Below are 17,435 nucleotides of genomic sequence, written 5' to 3'. Positions count from 1 at the left end.
TCTACACCACCTAGCTAGCTTTTACAGTTCCTTATTCGAGGAAATTTCCGCATTCGGGATGGGGAAGATATACTCCGGCTGGCTGGCCGTAATGGATGGAGCCGTGCCTTTGCTCGGAATCGTCAGCATATTGCGCAACAAGTCATTGGAGCGGAACCCTTCGCCGAGCAGTTCAATGCGGCGTTCTACCCAGATGGAGCTGGTCAGAGCGGCGGCTGTGCTGGTGGCGGTGGCCGGGAACGTGTAGCTAGCGTCGGAGCGCTGATGGACAGCCGTAAGCAAGGTGGTAGCCAATGCTAGGTTAGGCGTGCTTTTGCGGGCCAAAGCTTCGGCGTAATTGAGCAATACTTCCGGATAGCGAATCACCGGCACATAATCGAGGTACGGATTGGCCTTGTTGTATTTGGTCAGGTACACCGTGGTGCCGGAGGTGCGCAACATAGTGCGGCGCGCGTCGGTGCTGCGCCACGCGGCGTTCCCCAAAATACCGGCCGGGTTCAGGTTGTATTCCTGATTAACAGTATACTCATAGCCCAGCGAGCTTTGTCCGCTGATGTTGTCCAGTTCCGTCATGGGCATGGAGAACATGGACTCCGTGGTCGTGTAGCTGCCGGAGAAAACCGTGGCAACACTTGCCTGCATTTCGTTTGCAACACCGCTCGGGGCCTTAAATGGCGCAGCCGAGGGCACGATTTTACTCGCCTCCGTCACTACCTCATCAAACTTACCCATGTTCAGGTACACTCTGGTTTTGAGGGCAATAGCGGTGTTCCGGTGCGCCCGCGTAGTGGTCAGCAGCGGCGTGCTATACTGAAGCGGCAACGCCTTTTCAGCATCATCTAAGTCTTTGATGATCTGGGCGTATACTTGCGCCACAGTGCTGCGAGCTAGGTTGTTACTAGCCGGCGTCGACTCCCCTTTCATGCGCAAGGGCACGCCGGGCGAAGCGCCCTGGTCTTTCACGTAGGGCTGACCGTAGAACGAGATGAGGCTGAAGTAGCACAGGGCCCGCACAAACTTGGCTTCGCCTACGTACTGCGCCGTGGTGGCCGCATCCACCACATTGGGGTGGGCGGCTAGGCCATCAATTACCAAGTTAGTTAGGTTGATGGTGGCGTAGGCGCTGCTCCAAGTCGTGAGAGCATCGTTGGAGCCGGAGTTGATAGTGTGGTTCCAGGCATCATAGCCGGTAAACACGTTTTGCAGGCGGTTAATAAACTCCTCGCCCCGAATGTCGCTCAGCATCAGGAAGCGGCCCCCGAAGAAGTTACCCGATTTCAGGCCGGCGTACATACCGTTTACTTGCCCCAACACCCGCGCGGGGGTATCAAACAAGAAAGTATCCTGCAAGGATGTCTGCGGCACCGGGTTCATGATGTCCTTTTCATCGCAGGCCGTCAGACCTAGGCCCGCGGTAAGCGCCAAGCACGCTACCCCAATCTTGAATGCTTTTGCTGTAGAAGTATGGATGTTCATTGTTTTCTGAGTTCTGCTAGGTGATTTGTTAACCCTGTCAGGGACTTGAAGCCCTGACAGGGTTATTGAACCTTAGAAGCCGACATTCACGCCGAAGGTGAAGGTGCGGCCCTGCGGAACGGAGTTCTTATCCACCCCGGGCGTAAGATTGTTGTTGCCGTTTGAGGAGATATCCGGGTCCGTACCGGAGTACTTCGTGATCAGGAAGGCGTTGAACACCTGCGTATACACCCGCACCGAGCTGATACCTAGCTTGCCGCTCAGCAGCTGCACCGGCACTCGATAGCCTAGCGAGGCGGTTTGCAAACGGATGTAGTCGGCTTTCTCCACGTTTTCAGAAATCGGGAACGACGAGCCGTTGGAGAGCAGGTCACCGTACACCACGCGCGGAATGTCCGTCTTTTGGCCCGGCGTCGTCCAGCGGTCGAGCACTTCGGTGGTGTTGTTCCAGAAGCGCTGGTCGCGCCAGGTGCCTTTGCTGCCGTTCATCACGTAGTTGCCGCCCGAGTAGGTAAAGTTCACCCCTAGGTCGAAGTTGCCGTACCGGAAGGTGTTGTTAAAACCACCGTAGAACTTTGGCAGTGCGTTGCCCAGCAGTTGGTAGTCAGTTACGTTAATGGCGGGCGCAGCCGAGCCATCGAGGTAGGTCCAGCGGCTTTGGCCCGAGGGTACGGCGTGGTTGTATTGAACCTTCTGGCCTTCTTTGTTGATGAAAATACGCTGACCGTTCTCGGGGTTCACGCCGTCAGTTTTGGCCCCGTAGAGGCTGCCCACCGAGTAGCCCACGCGGGTGATATTGGAGGTTTCGGCCGAGGCACTGGTGGTACCTACAATCTCAGTTCCTGCGCCGTATAGTGCCGTTACCTGGTTTTTGTTGAAAGTATAGTTGAAGTTGGTGTTCCAGCTAAACTTGCCTTGCTCCAACACATTGGCCGTCACGCCCACCTCAAAGCCTCGGTTGTACATAGAGCCCACGTTCATGAGCATGGCATTATTAGGGATGCCTTTCGAGGGCGACTGCGGCACGTTCAGGATGAGGCCGTCCACGTTGTTGCGATAGTAAGTCAGATCGAGCTGAACCCGGTCGTTGAACAGGCCAATATCAGCGCCCACGTTGGTTTGCTTGCCCGTTTCCCACCCTAGGTCGGGGTTGCCGCCCTGCGAAAAGGCCCACGTAGCAGCCGAGCCATACAGCCCCGAGTTATACAGGGAAAGGGAGCCGTACCAGTTGTTGAGGTTAGCGTTGCCGATCTTGCCCCAGCTGGCGCGCAGCTTCAGGCCCGTCATCACTTGCGCCAGCGACGAGTTGCGGTAGAAATCCTCTTCCGCCAGCGACCAGCCCCCCGATATGCCCCCAAAGTTGCCGTACTTCTTGCCCGCACCTAGGGCCGAGTTGCCGTCGCGCCGGAAGTTTACCGTCAGGAAGTATTTCTTGTCGTAGTCGTAGGTGAAGCGACCGAACACCGATACCAGGGCTCGTTCGTTCAAGGCGTTATTTGCCGGTACAATCGTGCCGTAGCTGCCCTGAAATTCGTTGAAGAAAATATCTGACGAGTTGGAGCGCGTAGCTCCCCACGACGAGTTGTCAAACTTCTGCCGGTCGTAGCCAGCTAGCAGGCCGATGTTGTGCTTGCCCGCCAGTGTCAGGTTGTATCCCAGGGTATTGGTAAAATCCCAGTTGTTAGCGGCGACGCTCATGTTGGATGCTCTGCCCCCGCTGGTAGGCGTGCCGTAGCCAGGACCGTGTACACCGCTCTCAAACACGATGTTCTCAATCTTCAGCCGGTCGACGCCGTAGCTTATGCGGTAGTTCAGCCCTTTGATGGGGTGAAAATCGGCGGCGAAGGTGCCTAGGATGTGGTCGTTTTCGGAGGTGTACTTGTTCAGATCGAGCATCGGCACCGGGTTGTAGAAGTTACTCGATACCAGGTTATTGCCCATACCTAGGGTGTTGGCGGTGCTCAGGTTGTACGAGCCATCGGGGTTGTACACGGGCACGTTGGGCGCCGAGAGCCAAGCTAGGCGCGCTGAACCAACTAAGCCAAACGCATTGCCTTCCAACGACCCCGTGTTCGGTGAGGCGTTCAAGGTGTTATTGTAGTTCGCGTTGGCCGTCAGGCTCAGCCACGAGGTGAGCTTGTGGTCAACGTTGAAGCGGACAGCTTTGCGGCTAAACTCATTGGTTTTTAGAATGCCCCGCTGCTTGCTGTAGTTGGTCGAGAAGTAGTATTTAGTTGATTCTGAGCCACCCGAAACGCTCAGGCTGTGGTTTTGCGAAAAGCCCGTTTGATAGACTTCCTTGTACCAGTCGGTGTCGACCAGCGAACCATCGGCGTTGTACATGGGGAAGAACAGCTCCGAGGCGACACTAGCGTTATTAGCGTTGCCCGACGAGATTTTCGAGTTCAGCACGGCCTCGTTCTTGATCATCATGAACTGCTCCGCGTTGAGCATTTTAGGCAAGCGCACGGCCCGGGTCACGCCGGCCCAGCCTTCGTAGGTCACTTTGGGCTTGCCCGCCTTGCCACTTTTGGTCGTAATCAGAATGACGCCCGCGGCAGCACGCGAACCGTAGATAGAAGTTGACGCGGCATCTTTCAGCACGTCAATCGATTCAATATCAGAGGGGTTTATGTCACCTAGCGGGTTGTTGGCTACTGTGCTGCTCCCCGCCACGTTGCCTGTGTTTATCGGCACTCCATCCACTACCACCAGCGGATAAGAGCTGAGCGAAATCGAGTTTACCCCTCGAATACGGATAACAGGCGCGTTATTCAGTACCCCGTTGGGCTGCCCGATACTCACGCCCGTTGCCTTCCCAGCAAGGCCTTGATCAAAGCTTTGTACGGGCAGATCCTTCACCGCGTCGCCTTTTACGCGGGCAGCCGAGCCAGTGAATTCTTCTTTGGTTTGAGTACCGTAGCCAACTACTACTACGTCAGCGAGTTGCTTGGTATCAGCCCCCATTTTTACGGTAAGGTTCGAGCGACCATTTACGGGTACCTCCTGCGAGCTGTAGCCGATAAAAGAAAAGACCAGCGTACTGGTAGGCGCACATTCCATCGAAAAGGTGCCATCAGCGCTGGTCGTCATGCCTTGGGAAGTTCCTTTCACAAGGACGGTGACGCCGGGTAAGGGAGAATTCTCACCTTCTGTCACTTTTCCACTAACTTTTTGGGTCTGCGCAAGTGCCGCGGACAGCGTACAAAGGCAAACGAAAAGCAAGAGTACTAATCTTTTCATGCGTTGAGCTTTAGAATGAAGTGGGTTGATTCTGGATGGTGAAGGCAATAGAGTGCCGTGCCCGCTGCATCGTGTGCTGCGGGACTCTTTGACAGTCAGATCGTTATTAGCTAAACAGCTAGCTTCCCTCCGCTCATGGCACACCGTTGACCCGAATAGTCAGCGGGCGTTACCAATAGGGCAAGCAGCCCCGGACACGCATTGCTGGTGTCATTGCAAAACAGGTGGTGAGAGTGAGGATAGCGAATGACCAGAGCCGAAAGCTCACAGCCCCGACTGCTCCGAGCAGGAGCACTCACGCGAGCGGATTTGGGTAATGCGCGGGAATTGGCAGAGACAGAACGAGGAACTCTGAAGAAGCAACTTCTGACGTGGGAATTGGCAGAAGGCGGCGCGGCGAGGGGTTGAAAGCTAGCTTCTGATTAAAGCAGATGAGAGATGCTAGTAAGCAGAACCTTTTATTATTCTTTCAACTAATTCTTCTCAATTATAGAAATACTCTCAGGCTAATGCAAATATTTTACAAACTATTCATAAAAATAAAGGCTTCACTACGAAACCGTTCAGTTACTAATTCGTAGCTATACGGCTCTGCTTATACGCTTAGTGCCTAGGCCAAATAGGCGAACTAATACCGGCAAACAAGTTGCGCAAGGCTCTTTTGCCTTCAATCTTAGGATAGCTTCCATCCTGCTGATTATCATTGCTTTTCTCAGTGCAAGACAGAGGAGAGCACTAGAGTTGCTAATGGTTTCTCGTGGCTACCCTAGCGCATCGTTCTTTCGACTTGTTGGTCAACTTCCGTGTATTTGAGCAGCTCACCAAGATTCGCGAAAACTCTGAGCCAAATAACGTGCAGTTCGTCGATGGGAAGAAAAGCGGGATGGCGTGGCAAGGCTGCGCCGCCAGCCTAGGAGAGGAGGATGCCCGAGCGAAAGCTAAAACCGAAGTAGTCGATGTGGTGACGAAAGAGTTTATACAGTGCGCGCACCGCAGCTACTGCTTGTAACGACAAGCATTTTTTAACCAATAAGCCTAGGCACCACCCAAGCTTTTTTGCTGTTCTCATTGGGAAGCGCACAAAGTCTATCTTCCACAAACTCAGCCTGACACCGCCTTTTCGTGAACAGCAATTCGGCCTAGCTTTCTGCATTACTGCGCAAGAAACAGCCACTTAATAGTAATATAGTAGTACGAGCGAATCTTCTGCCGCTTCCAGATGTTTACTTTTACAAGGCTTTTGTAATACCAACCCTGAATATCAATCTTGATTCTACCTCAGAATTTTGAACATAAAATAGGTTTCTCGCAACTGCGAGAAATGCTTGATTCGCTGTGCCTGAGTGCCCTAGGTCGTCAGTTCGTGAGCAAGATGCAGTTCTTGACCAAGCACGATCAGCTTCAGAAACTGCTCCAGCAAACCGACGAATTCCGCGTACTGCTTAACTCCGGCGCCGATTTCCCAAGCCAGCACTACCACGACGTTCACCCGCACCTGGTACGCGCCAACTTACCTGGTGCCTTCCTCGATGTGCCCGCGTTCTTTGCCGTGAAGATGTCGTTGCGGACTATCCGGCAGGCCCTGACGTTCTTCACCCAAGCGGAGGAAAGCCTCTACCCTACCCTGCGCTTGCTAGGTATTGGGGTGCAGGTCGACCGCAACTTGCTGACGGCGCTCGACAAAGTAGTCGACGACGAAGGACAGGTGCGCGAAAACGCGTCGCCTTTCTTGTCGCACTTGCGCCAGGAGCTCATCACTCGCCAAGGCCAACTACGTAAGCAAATTGCGGGCGTATTGCGCCACGCTCGTGAGCAAGGCTGGGTACCGGAAGGCGCCGAACCAACTATTCGGGGTGGCCGCTTGGTGCTGCCGGTGGTGGCCGAGCACAAGCGCCGGGTGCGCGGTCTGATTCACGACGAATCGGCATCAGGCCAGACGGTGTTCATCGAGCCGGAAGCCGTTTTTGAGCTCAACAACGACATCAAGGACCTTGAGAATGCTTACCAGCGCGAGCTGATCCGCATCTTAACAGTCCTGACCGACCAGTTGCGGCCGCACATTCCGGATTTGCGCAAGGCCTACCAATACCTAGGTCTGCTGGACTTCATCCGCGCCAAGGCGTTACTGGCTCAGCGCCTAGAAGCTACGATGCCCGTGCTGCACGCGCGCCCATTGGTGCAGTGGAAGCAGGTGCGTCACCCGCTGCTCTACCTCACGTTCAAGGAGCAGAAAGACAACCCGCGCGACGTAGTGCCGCTGGATATGGAGCTCAACCCTGACCAACGTATTCTGCTGATTTCGGGTCCGAACGCCGGTGGTAAGTCGGTGGCCATGAAGACGGTGGGCTTGGTGCAGTACATGCTGCAGTGCGGTCTGCTCATTCCGGCCGGCGATGGCTCCGAGGCGGGCATGTTCGAAGACATCTTCCTTGATATCGGCGACGAGCAGAGCCTGGAAAACGATCTGAGCACGTACTCCTCGCACTTGCTGAGCATGAAGCAATTCCTGCTGTTTGCTGGGAAGCGCAGCCTTGTCCTTATCGACGAATTTGGTACCGGCACCGAGCCGGTGCTAGGCGGTGCCATTGCGGAAGCGGTGCTACATCAGTTCAACCAGGCCCGCAGCTTCGGCGTCATTACCACGCACTACACCAACCTGAAGAACTTTGCCGAGCGCACGCAAGGCATCGTGAACGGGGCCATGCGCTACGACCCTGAGCAGTTGCAGCCGCTTTACCGCTTGGAAATCGGTAAGCCGGGTTCGTCGTTTGCCATCGAAATTGCCCGCAAAATCGGTTTGCCCAAACAGATTGTGGAGCAGGCTACGCGCTTGGTCGGTAAGGATAAAATTCGTTACGACCAGCTGTTAGAAGGTCTGGAAAAGGAAAAGACTGACCTAGAACAGCGCACCGCCGAAGCAGTCAAACAGGAGCGTCGTTTGAAGAAAGCGGCTCAGGACTATCAAGACCTGAAGCGCCACTTGGAAGATACGCAGCTAGAAGTGCTGCGCGAAGCCAAGCAAAAGGCGAAAACGCTACTGAAAGACACGAACCAGCAGATTGAGGCAACGATTGCCGAAATCCGCCGGAACCAGGCCGACAAGGAACAAACCAAACAGGCGCGTGAGCAGCTCGACACCTTCGTGCGCGAAAAGCTGCAAATCGAGCCACCGAAGCCACGGCCGACCCGCGAAGCAGCCGATGCATCCACGCTCAAGCCCGGCGACAAAGTAGCGTTGCTAGGTCAGGATGGCCACGGCGAAATCGCGAGTGTGAAAGGCAAAACCGCCGAGGTCATGTTTGGCGGCATGAAGACACTGGTGAAGGTCGCGCAGCTCGAAAAACTCAGCCGTGCGGAGGTGAAGGAACGGGAGAAGAAAGCGGAGAAATCTGCGTACGCCACTACCGGCTCCGGCCTGGACCTGACGGGCCGCATGGCCGACTTCAGCCCCACCCTCGACCTACGTGGCGAACGGGCCGAAGATGCGCTCCAAAAGCTCATGGCGTTCGTGGATGATGCTATCATGTTTGGCTTGCCCGAACTCAAGATCCTGCACGGCCGCGGCAATGGCGTACTACGCCAAGTGGCACGCGACTACCTGCGCTCGGTGCGCGGCATTGCCAGCGTCGGCGACGAACACGCCGACCGGGGCGGCGATGGTGTGACCCTAGCTGTACTGAAGTAAAACTGCTGCATCAAAAACAGCTCAAAAAAGGCTCCTTGCTTCATCAGCAAGGAGCCTTTTTTCTGCCCCCTCATTCAGGGGTTATCTGCTGGTGGTGAAGCTAGCTCCTAGGTACCTTATCCGAAGAAGCCCAGTGAGACATACTCTTTCGGAGAAATGCGACTTACGAGACGCCTACTACGGTGCTTCGACGCTCTAGCAACACTGTATTGCGCCAAACGCCGTGCAGCTTGCCTATTCGTTCCCGATAGCCAACCGTGCGGAAGCCGAGCGCTTCATGCAACTTGAGGCTAGGTATGTTCTCGGGGAAGATGCCGGCCTGCAGCGTCCACATGCCTTGTGCCTCTGCTTCGGCTATCAGCGTGGCCAGCAGCTGGCGACCTACCCCTTGGCCCCGCGCCTCAGCGGCTACGTACACGCTCACCTCTCCCACCCCGCCGTACACGCACCGCCCCGATACCGGCGACAATGCTGCCCAACCAAGCACCCGACCCGTATCGTCGGTCGCAACGAGGCGACTATGCACCAAGTGGCCTTGGTCCCAGGCCTCCCAGGTTGGGGCTTCTGTTTGGAAAGTCGCGTTGCCAGTAGCTAAACCAGCTTCGTAAATGGCTTTGGCTGCCGGCCAATGTACTGCGGCAAAAGGTTGAATAGTTAGCATTTAACGATCAAGCTAAAGTTGAGACCAAAGGCTAGGGCTACCTACAGTAATTGGCTATCCTGCTGCGCTTGCCGAACCGCAGGAAGACGCAAGCCAAGCACCTCTGCTGCCAAACAAACCCTAGCTCCAGTTTGCTCAGCTTAGTGGAGCATGTTAGCTTATTCATTGGGCGGCGGCAATCATTAAAACCTAGCTTCTAGCAACATGCGCCGCCGGGGCTGCAACTGGGGCTACACTCTGCACTCGTATCCACGAGCGTAAAGGCCATGGGTGCGGTAGTCAGCACTTCCGTGGTGGTTGCCTGAGCGGCGGTCGCAATGCAGCACTGGCTGCTCGCTTGCTGGTATTCAGCTTCGTAGCGCGGATCGTTGAATTCGGCATCTTCGTGGAAGTAGTACACCTCCCACTCCACACCATCAGGGTCATTCACCCAAAACTTGTCCTGTTTGGCGTAGCAGCACGCCGTTCCCATCTCTTCACGCTGCACCAAGCCTGCTTTGCGTGCCACTTCCAAACGCTGGGTTAGCTGCTCCACCGTTTCTACCTGAAAACCTAGGTGACCAAAGTTGCTGGCCACTCGCGCTGGGTTTTCAACGAAGGAAATAATCAGCGCAGGCTGATCCAGCACGTACTTGGCATAGCCGCGCCGGATCTTAGCAGCCGGCTGCCCAAAGAAAGCCGTGTAGAAGTTAACCGTCGCGGCTAGGTCGGAGACGTATAAGGAGACGTGCATCCGGGGAAAAACAGTGGTTTCCATAGTGTACTCAGAACAAACGTGGAAGGAACATTAGCAAGCGCAAGCATCATCGGGACCACACACTGGCCCGACGGTGGCTTCCGCGAAAAAGCCGGCAAACTGCTGCTGCACCTGGCGTAACAGCTCCGTATTCAGGCAGTAACAGACAGTGAGCCCATCAATTTCACCCCGAATTAAGTCAAGAGCTTTTAGCTCTTGTAAGTGCTGCGTTACGGTAGTGCGCGCCAAAGGAAGCTCAGCGGCAATGTCGCCGGAGATGCAGGTGGTTTTGCTCGCTAGCAACTGAATAATAGCAATACGTGCCGGGTGAGCAAAAGCTTTAGCCACGCGGGCAAGTTGCTGCTGCTCTTCAGTAAAGGCAATCGTTTTGGCGTAGGTCATTGGTCAATGTTGCTCCTATGGCGTAAATATACGACTAGGTATGACGTATGTTTACGTCATACGTTATAATTATTCTTTATCCTTTTCCCTGTTGCTAATGGCTATTTAACACAAAGCATAATAGTTTATTTATGAGAATCTTATCTTCATTTTGATAAGCATCTTGGTTGTAACGCTACAATAACCTCCATAAACAGTCACCCGTTTGTGCTGATAGCGCGCAGCTTTTGCGTTGTCGCTCCCATCAACTCTTAATCCTTCCCCTCCCATGTTTCAAGCCTCTGATTATCCTGACCAAAACCTCCTAACGCTCACCATCGCCGGCACGCTGACCAAAGCTGACTACGACGGCGTTGTGCCAACCCTCGAACAAAAAGTAGCACGTTACGGCAAAATCAACGTGTATCTGGAAGTACGCAGCCTCGATATGATCACCCTGCCCGCTTTGTGGCAAGACATCAAACAGGATGTGAAACACTATAATGATTTCAACCGTGTGGCCGTCGCCAGCGACGATAACACCTTGATCAAAGGCCTAGCCGCCGCGAGCAATCTACTAGCTCCAATTCAGGTTCGGCATTTTCCGCTAGCGCAGAAAGAGGAAGCCGTTCAGTGGGCGCTCGGCGAGGAACTAGGCTCCGCGCAGGCCAAACAGATTTATGCTTCCTAAGCTAGCTACCACTGCCTAGATGCTATTCCAAGCCGTCGTTTCTCCTGCTGGGCGAAATGACGTCCTGTTTTTGTCACGTCTTATTTAGGTCGGTCTTAATTCTCCAACAAAAAAAGCTAGGTTCTGGCTGTGTGCCAGAACCTAGCTTTTTTTGTTGCTCACAGCACAAAACGGTGCTACACTGCAGCCTGCCGGAAAGGCTTTATCTCGACTTTCTCCCACACACTGCCCGTGACGTACGGATCTTGCTCTTTCCAGGCGTTCAGGGTTTTGAGGCTTTCAAACTGCACCACCATCATCGAGCCGATCATCTGGCCTTCGTCGTTGAGAATAGCACCACCGAATAGCAAGTTGCCGGTTTGGCGGAGTTGGTGAGCACCTTCGAGGTGCGCGGGGCGCGCGGCCAAGCGGCGCTCTAGGGCGTCAGCATCGGTGTAGTCGTAGGCGGTAATTAGGTATTGGTTCATACAGAAAAAGCTAGGTCGGCTGGCGCACGTACCTGGTGTTGATGTTTAGATTGGCGTTGACTGGTAATTAGTCGGCTAGTATAGCTTCTAACGGCCTTTTTTGGGTAATGGGCGGAAAATACTTGGAAGCCGTACAGGATTTTCACAAACGATTGTGTTAATTGCTGCCCATGAAAATCACCATTAGTCGAACGAAGATTTTTGCCGCACCCATCGGCCTGGTAGCAACCCTGCTGACCACTGCACTGACTGCCCCTACTGCCCTAGCTCAACAAGCTGCTACACCAGCCGCTACGGACCAAAAGCCCGTAGCACTGCCCGTCAGCGGTGGCAATCCCATTATCACGCACAAATACACCGCTGATCCTTCCGCATTGGTGAAGGACGGAACGGTCTACATTTACGCGGGTCACGATGAAGCTCCGGCCCCGCAGGAACGCTACGTGATGCACGAGTGGCTGTGCTTTTCTTCTCAAGACATGGTGCATTGGACGGAGCACCCTTCGCCCCTGAATGTGAAGGCTTTTGCCTGGGCCAAAGACGACGCTTGGGCCTCGCAGGTAATTGAGCGCAATGGCAAGTATTACTGGTACGCGGCGGTGGAGCATGGCACCATTAAAGGCAAATCCATTGGCGTAGCGGTGTCCGATAGCCCTACTGGGCCCTTCAAGGACGCTCGTGGCTCTGCACTGATTACCAACGACATGACCACCGAGGCGAAGATCAGCTGGGACGATATCGACCCAACGGTTTACATCGACGGCAACAACCAGGCGTATCTGTTCTGGGGCAACAGCATCTGCTACTATGCCAAGCTCAAGCCCAACATGACGGAGCTAGACGGCCCGATTAAGAAAGTAGAAGGTCTAAAGAACTTCACCGAGGCCCCTTGGATTCATAAGCATGACAACTGGTACTACCTGTCGTACGCCTACCAGTTTCCAGAGAAAATGGCTTACGCCATGAGCCGCACCTTGGAAGGCCCTTGGGAATACAAAGGCATTCTGAACGAAATAGCGGGCAACTCCAACACCAATCACCAGGCTATCATCGACTTCAAGGGCCAGTCGTACATCATCTACCACAACGGTTCTATTCCGACGGCGGGCAGCAGCTACCGCCGCTCCGTGTGCATCGATTATCTCTACTACAACAAAGACGGCACGCTAAAACGGGTGGTCATGACGTCGGAAGGCGTGAAGCCAGCTAAACAGGTGGCACCAGCCGCGGCACCAAAAGCAAAAGCCACTTCCAGCGGAAACTAAGCTAAACCTAGCTTGTCGCAAACACCGAGGCCTACTGCAGTTGCAGTAGGCCTCGGTGTTTAAGGGGGAGGTATGTAACGCCCGACCTAGCTTTTGGCAGGAAGGCGGCCTGATAGGCGTTAACCTAGCTACGTTGCTCGACGGTGTCTTTTTTCTTCGAACCAGCGCTTGCAGAAGCCGCGTGCAAGGAAGATCCTCGGACGAACAGCTCTGGCTGCAACACCACCTGCCGCTGCGAAAACGGCGTTCCTTTTGACTCGACAAGCTCCAAAAACAGCCGCACGGCAGCTTGCCCCATCTCCTCACACCGCTGGTCAACGGAGGTCAGCATGGGCTCGGTAATGGACGTAAAGGCCTCGTTGCTGAAGCCTGCCAGCGCCACGTCCTCGGGTACGCGCAGCCCTTGACTCTTGAGGTATTGTAGGGCGCCAAGAACAGAAGAGTCGCCGGCGGCAAAAACCGCATCGGGGGGGCTAGGTAGGGCCAGCAGGCGGGCCATTTCCTCGGCACCTTGTTCCTGCGACATATCGAAGTAAGCAATCAGCTCTTCATCCGGCGTGATGTTGTAACTCTGAAGGGCATCGAGGTAGCCTTGGCGGCGTGCTTGGTAAATGTTCAGGTGTTGCGGGCCGGCAAAATGGGCAATGCGCCGGCAGCCTTGCTCCAGCAAATGCCGCGTCGACTGGTAAGCGCCCGTCCGGTCATTGAGCACAACGGCATTTACCTCGTCTCCGATCATAACCCGGTCGAAGAACACCAGCGGAATCCCGCGCCGACGTACTTTATCGAAGTGGCGGAAGTCGTTTGTTGTGCGGGCCAGCGAAACCAGAACTCCGGCCACCTGGGCACTTAGCAGCGTATCAATGTTGTGGCGTTCTTGCGCCGCATCTTCGTTCGACTGACACATCACAACGCTATAGCCGGCTTTGCGGGCCACCGTTTCGATGCCATGGACCACAGAAGGAAAGAACCGGCCTTCAATATAAGGTACGATCACGCCGAGCAGCTTGCTCTTGCCTTTGCGCAACGCTGCGGCTAGGTGATTAGGCTGATAGTTAAGCTTTTTGGCCAATTTCTGCACCTTCAGCTTCGTGGCGGGGCCAATGCTGTGGTGGTCACTCAGGGCGCGGGAAATGGTAGTCATGGACACCCCTAGCTCCCTAGCCAAATCGGCCATGGAAACGGGGCTACTTACTACTTCCTTGTCTTTCTTCGTACGTGAAGCCATGGGGTATACTACTCGTAAGCCGTTAGCGTGGTCCGCTAACAGTATTATGCCGATATCGATTAGCGCTTATTTAATGTATGTGCTAGGTACTGACCAGAAAGAAGCAAGTCACTACTCACCGACCGTTTTGTCACGAGTTACGCGGCAAATAGCACCTATGCTTATTCAGCTGCGCAAAATGAATCCATAAGCTTAGCGGTTGCTACGCAAACGATTATCTTAAGCTCGTCCTAGTCTGACACCACATTCAGCGACTATTCTCAATCGAAAGCGAGTTAACTTAATAAATTGAAATTATAAACGCCAGTTGAGGTTAAATGAAAACGTTGATTTATCTGAGTAGCATGGAAATCACCAAAAGAAAGCTTACTTCGTGGCAGCTTACACAATCGTTTATGTAACTTTCTATACCAATGCAGAAATTGTTCTTTTTCGTGTTGCTGCTGCTTGGCTTACATGCGCAGGCTCAGAATACGCCGCCCCTTATCTCGGCCCACGATCCGGTCATGATTCGGCAGAACGGCACGTATTACATGTTCTGCACCGGGCGGGGCATTGCCGTTTGGTCGTCGCAAGACAAAAAGAACTGGAAGGCAGAGAAACCGGTGTTTGCCACGGCACCGGGCTGGGCCGTACAAGCAGTGCCGGGTTTCCGGGGCAACCACATCTGGGCGCCCGATATTTCCCTGCACAATGGTGTCTACTCGCTGTTTTATTCGGTGTCGGCTTTCGGTAAGAACACGTCCTGCATTGGCCTAGCTACGAACAAAACCCTCGACCCTAGCTCGCCCGATTTCAAGTGGGTCGACCACGGCAAAGTGGTGCAGTCGGTACCGGGCCGGGATATGTGGAACGCCATTGACCCCAACCTTGTCCGCGACCAGGCAGGCACGCCCTGGATGACGTTCGGCTCCTTCTGGGATGGCATCAAGCTGGTACAGCTCCGCCCCGACCTCACGGCTCCCGCCGAGCCCCAGCACTGGCGCACCATCGCTAGCCGCCCCCGCGACCCAAAGCTCACCGACTCTTTGCCCGGCGACGGGGCCATCGAGGGGCCCTTTATCTTCCGTAAGGAAGGCTATTACTACCTTTTCGTATCGTTCGACTATTGCTGCCGTGGACCCAAGAGCACCTACAAAATCATGGTGGGCCGCTCCAAGAACGTGACTGGTCCCTACGTTGACCGCGAAGGCAAGTCGCTGGAGCAAGGCGGCGGTACACAAGTACTAGCCGGTGACGACAAGTGGTATGGCCTAGGTCACAACTCCGTGTACACTTTCGACAACGCCGATTACCTTGTCTTCCACGCCTACGATGCCAGCGACCAAGGTCGCCCGAAGCTGCGAATGGAGAAGCTAGGGTGGGATGCGCAGGGTTGGCCGCAGGTACAGCTATAAAAGCTAGGGGCTAAAACGAGAACGAAGCTCCCCTCCTTAAAAAAGGAGGGGAGCTTCGTTCTCGTTTTAGCCCCTAGCTTCTTATTCTTATTACTGAACAACAATTTTCTTCGTCAGCAAGCCACTATTGCTGCTCAGGTGCACCAAGTACATACCGGCTGCTAGTGGCTTATCAACAGTCACTTCTACCTGCGGCTTTGGGTTGAACTGCTGCTGATAAACGAGTTGCCCTTGCCCGTTGAGCACTTCTACGCGCACTTGGCCGGTCAGCGTCAAGTTACCTAGGTCTACCGTGAACTTACCCTGCGTCACGGGGCTGGGGTAAATAGCTAGCTCCGGCAATTTTTGCGCGGTGTTCGCCGTCACGATGGCGCTGCCTAGCGTCCAGCGTTGGCAGGTGCAGCCGTTGTAGTCCCACAAACCTAGCTGCACACCCGCCGTTTGAGAAGCCCCAGGCACTTCCACCACCCGATTACCATTTATAGAGGCAAACACGTACGAACCATCGTTGGCGCGCTCAATCTTGAACTGCTGGCAGAGCAGACCGCTGTAAGCATTGAGCTGCAACTTGGCAGCTAGGTAGGGTGAGCAGCTTGCCACTTCCGCCGCTAAGCCACCCAGAGCATTTGTGATTTTGTACTCGCCATTGCCTACGGAGGTAAAATCCCACTGCTGGCAAGTGAGGCTAGCTTTGTTGCCTTGGGCAATAGCCTGCCCAGCCACGCCAGTGCACCCCCAAGCATCCCACACCTTTCCGCTGTTGCGGCTGGTAATTTCGTAGCGACCGGCTCCTACCCAGTCGCGGGTGAGCACGGGCCACTGCGCCGCATCCCATTGCAGATTAGCTAGGCTCAACTTAGGCGCACCGTTCTCGAAGCCTTCGTAGTAATGATGGCTCACGTAGGTCACGCCATTCTCTTGGTAAAAACCAACTTGGCCCGGCCCAATGTAGTGCCCCGAAGTAGCCAACACGCTCGTGCCACCGCCGCTGTTCAGGCTAACGCCATTCTTATCCAGGTAAGGCCCCGTAGGACTAGCAGAGCGTCCTACCTGCACATTGTACGTGCTGTTAACGCCTTGGCAGCACGCCCCCCTGTTGATAAACAAGTAGTAATAGCTGCCGTTGCGAATTATGTACGAGGCCTCCACCCCACCATTTGCAAGGGCATATTGCGTAGCCAGATCCAGTGGCTTACCCGTTAGCTTATCCAGTTGCGTAGCCCGAATACCGCCAAAAAAGGAGCCGTACGTGAGCCATAGCTTTCCATCGGCATCTTCAAAAAGTGCCGGGTCGATGGCGTTAACGGTGCTACTGGCGTTGGTCGACACCACTTCGCCTTGGTCTTCCCACTTGTAGTTGGGGCTAGCTGGGTCCAGAGTAACGTTAGTAGCCAAGCCAATGGCCGATACTCTGGAGCCAAACGTAGAGCAGGAATAATACAAGTAGTACTTCCCGTTCATGAACTTACACTCTGGCGCCCAGAAGTTACCAGCGAAGCCGGGCACTTTCGCGTTGATCCAACTAGGCCAGGTGCCAATTGCAAAAACAGGCTTGGGCCCTGGCGTCCAGCTGACTAGATCGGTCGAGTACATGCCGTAGATACCATCCCCGGTCGTGAAGATCCAGTAGACATTGCCACTCTTAACAATGGTGCTCGGGTCGTGCGCTCCATTGGCGCCTTGTAATGCGTAAACGTGCTGAATAGCTAGGTAGCTGGTGAGAAAGAAGACTAATCCAATTCGGCGCCAAGCGGAGCGTAACCACTCAACTTGCAGAAATAGAGTTGCTTTGCTAGCATCACCTAGGTGGTGAAGCCTGGTGTAATGAGTACTGTTGTTCATAAAAGATGGGATTTGGTGGTGAGAAAGGGAACATAGAACTGCGTAGTAGCAAAGAGGTGTGTATTGGAGAAGGGAATGCTCGAACGAGTGTCGTCTGCCGGTCCGACGCCCTAGTCATCCGACTGGTTGTCGACTGTGGTCAGTTATCTGCGCTAGATGCCTCTGGTTCCAAACCCCTGACAGGACTTGCATTTCCTGTCAGGGTTGTAATAGGTGCACGAAGCTCGTTCAACGACGACCGGTCGGACGCCTAGGGCGTCGGACCGGCGGACGACTTGTTGGGGTGCTTTGAGCGGAAAGTTGAAGCATAAGAAAAGGGCTGGAAAAAGAATACAACTCTCTTTTCCCAGCCCTTTGAGTAGC

General features: G+C 54.5%; 13 protein-coding genes. 5 read left to right on the top strand and 8 right to left on the bottom strand.

Annotated features, from left to right (window positions below; translation table 11 throughout):
- Positions 1-21: 21 nt before the first annotated feature.
- Complete coding sequence (locus SD425_RS10095; RefSeq protein WP_324678066.1) at positions 22-1,476, bottom strand: RagB/SusD family nutrient uptake outer membrane protein; 1,455 nt, start codon at positions 1,474-1,476, stop codon at positions 22-24.
- A 72-nt stretch (positions 1,477-1,548) separates the two neighbouring features.
- Positions 1,549-4,719, bottom strand: coding sequence for a TonB-dependent receptor (locus SD425_RS10090; protein WP_324678064.1), 3,171 nt, complete (start codon positions 4,717-4,719; stop codon positions 1,549-1,551).
- A 757-nt stretch (positions 4,720-5,476) separates the two neighbouring features.
- Here SD425_RS10090 and SD425_RS10085 point away from each other — a divergent pair.
- Both SD425_RS10085 and SD425_RS10080 read left to right on the top strand, forming a co-directional pair.
- A complete protein-coding gene (locus SD425_RS10085) occupies positions 5,477-5,728 on the top strand; it encodes a hypothetical protein (RefSeq protein WP_324678062.1) in 252 nt (83 codons plus the stop codon).
- 258 nt (positions 5,729-5,986) lie between these two features.
- Positions 5,987-8,404 (top strand): endonuclease MutS2, encoded by a 2,418-nt coding sequence (locus SD425_RS10080; protein WP_416381029.1) that lies wholly within the window; start codon positions 5,987-5,989, stop codon positions 8,402-8,404.
- A 163-nt stretch (positions 8,405-8,567) separates the two neighbouring features.
- Here the strand turns inward: SD425_RS10080 and SD425_RS10075 are convergent, their stop codons facing one another.
- From SD425_RS10075 to SD425_RS10065, 3 genes are all read right to left on the bottom strand, one after another.
- The gene (locus tag SD425_RS10075) at positions 8,568-9,065 is read right to left on the bottom strand and encodes a GNAT family N-acetyltransferase (RefSeq protein WP_324678058.1); all 498 of its coding nucleotides are present in this window, start codon (positions 9,063-9,065) and stop codon (positions 8,568-8,570) included.
- A gap of 196 nt (positions 9,066-9,261) precedes the next feature.
- Positions 9,262-9,822 (bottom strand): ArsI/CadI family heavy metal resistance metalloenzyme, encoded by a 561-nt coding sequence (locus SD425_RS10070; protein ID WP_324678056.1) that lies wholly within the window; start codon positions 9,820-9,822, stop codon positions 9,262-9,264.
- A gap of 30 nt (positions 9,823-9,852) precedes the next feature.
- Positions 9,853-10,203, bottom strand: a complete 351-nt coding sequence (locus SD425_RS10065; RefSeq protein WP_324678054.1) for a metalloregulator ArsR/SmtB family transcription factor — start codon at positions 10,201-10,203, stop codon at positions 9,853-9,855.
- Positions 10,204-10,471: 268 nt separating this feature from the next.
- On the opposite strand from SD425_RS10065, the gene SD425_RS10060 reads away from it, so the two are divergent.
- A complete protein-coding gene (locus SD425_RS10060; protein WP_324678052.1) occupies positions 10,472-10,873 on the top strand; it encodes an STAS/SEC14 domain-containing protein in 402 nt (133 codons plus the stop codon).
- 176 nt (positions 10,874-11,049) lie between these two features.
- Here SD425_RS10060 and SD425_RS10055 read toward each other — a convergent pair whose 3' ends face one another.
- Entirely contained in the window at positions 11,050-11,340 is a 291-nt protein-coding gene (locus SD425_RS10055; protein ID WP_324678050.1) for a YciI family protein, read from the bottom strand.
- A gap of 170 nt (positions 11,341-11,510) precedes the next feature.
- On the opposite strand from SD425_RS10055, the gene SD425_RS10050 reads away from it, so the two are divergent.
- Positions 11,511-12,605, top strand: coding sequence for a glycoside hydrolase family 43 protein (locus tag SD425_RS10050; RefSeq protein ID WP_324678048.1), 1,095 nt, complete (start codon positions 11,511-11,513; stop codon positions 12,603-12,605).
- A gap of 124 nt (positions 12,606-12,729) precedes the next feature.
- On the opposite strand, the gene SD425_RS10045 is transcribed toward SD425_RS10050, so the two are convergent.
- Positions 12,730-13,833: a LacI family DNA-binding transcriptional regulator gene (locus SD425_RS10045; RefSeq protein WP_324678046.1), complete on the bottom strand. Its 1,104-nt coding sequence runs from the start codon at positions 13,831-13,833 to the stop codon at positions 12,730-12,732.
- Positions 13,834-14,246: 413 nt separating this feature from the next.
- On the opposite strand from SD425_RS10045, the gene SD425_RS10040 reads away from it, so the two are divergent.
- Positions 14,247-15,230 carry an arabinan endo-1,5-alpha-L-arabinosidase gene (locus SD425_RS10040; protein ID WP_324678044.1) on the top strand — a complete coding sequence of 328 codons (984 nt, stop codon included), beginning with the start codon at positions 14,247-14,249 and terminating at the stop codon, positions 15,228-15,230.
- Positions 15,231-15,320: 90 nt separating this feature from the next.
- Here the strand turns inward: SD425_RS10040 and SD425_RS10035 are convergent, their stop codons facing one another.
- Entirely contained in the window at positions 15,321-17,072 is a 1,752-nt protein-coding gene (locus tag SD425_RS10035) for a family 43 glycosylhydrolase (protein WP_324678042.1), read from the bottom strand.
- Positions 17,073-17,435 lie beyond the last annotated feature (363 nt).

Source organism: Hymenobacter sp. GOD-10R (genome assembly GCF_035609205.1).
Lineage (GTDB): Bacteria > Bacteroidota > Bacteroidia > Cytophagales > Hymenobacteraceae > Hymenobacter.
The sequence above is the reverse complement of the archived record's forward strand: the minus strand, read 5'-3'. Positions and strand labels throughout refer to the sequence as shown.

What these genes read in the sequence shown, in the direction of transcription:
- SD425_RS10050 (WP_324678048.1), top strand. Translation starts at nt 11,511, where the DNA reads ATGAAAATCACCATTAGTCGAACGAAGATTTTTGCCGCACCCATCGGC.
- SD425_RS10090 (WP_324678064.1), bottom strand. Translation starts at nt 4,719, where the DNA reads ATGAAAAGATTAGTACTCTTGCTTTTCGTTTGCCTTTGTACGCTGTCC.
- SD425_RS10095 (WP_324678066.1), bottom strand. Translation starts at nt 1,476, where the DNA reads ATGAACATCCATACTTCTACAGCAAAAGCATTCAAGATTGGGGTAGCG.
- SD425_RS10065 (WP_324678054.1), bottom strand. Translation starts at nt 10,203, where the DNA reads ATGACCTACGCCAAAACGATTGCCTTTACTGAAGAGCAGCAGCAACTT.
- SD425_RS10045 (WP_324678046.1), bottom strand. Translation starts at nt 13,833, where the DNA reads ATGGCTTCACGTACGAAGAAAGACAAGGAAGTAGTAAGTAGCCCCGTT.
- SD425_RS10070 (WP_324678056.1), bottom strand. Translation starts at nt 9,822, where the DNA reads ATGGAAACCACTGTTTTTCCCCGGATGCACGTCTCCTTATACGTCTCC.
- SD425_RS10055 (WP_324678050.1), bottom strand. Translation starts at nt 11,340, where the DNA reads ATGAACCAATACCTAATTACCGCCTACGACTACACCGATGCTGACGCC.
- SD425_RS10075 (WP_324678058.1), bottom strand. Translation starts at nt 9,065, where the DNA reads ATGCTAACTATTCAACCTTTTGCCGCAGTACATTGGCCGGCAGCCAAA.
- SD425_RS10040 (WP_324678044.1), top strand. Translation starts at nt 14,247, where the DNA reads ATGCAGAAATTGTTCTTTTTCGTGTTGCTGCTGCTTGGCTTACATGCG.
- SD425_RS10035 (WP_324678042.1), bottom strand. Translation starts at nt 17,072, where the DNA reads ATGAACAACAGTACTCATTACACCAGGCTTCACCACCTAGGTGATGCT.
- SD425_RS10060 (WP_324678052.1), top strand. Translation starts at nt 10,472, where the DNA reads ATGTTTCAAGCCTCTGATTATCCTGACCAAAACCTCCTAACGCTCACC.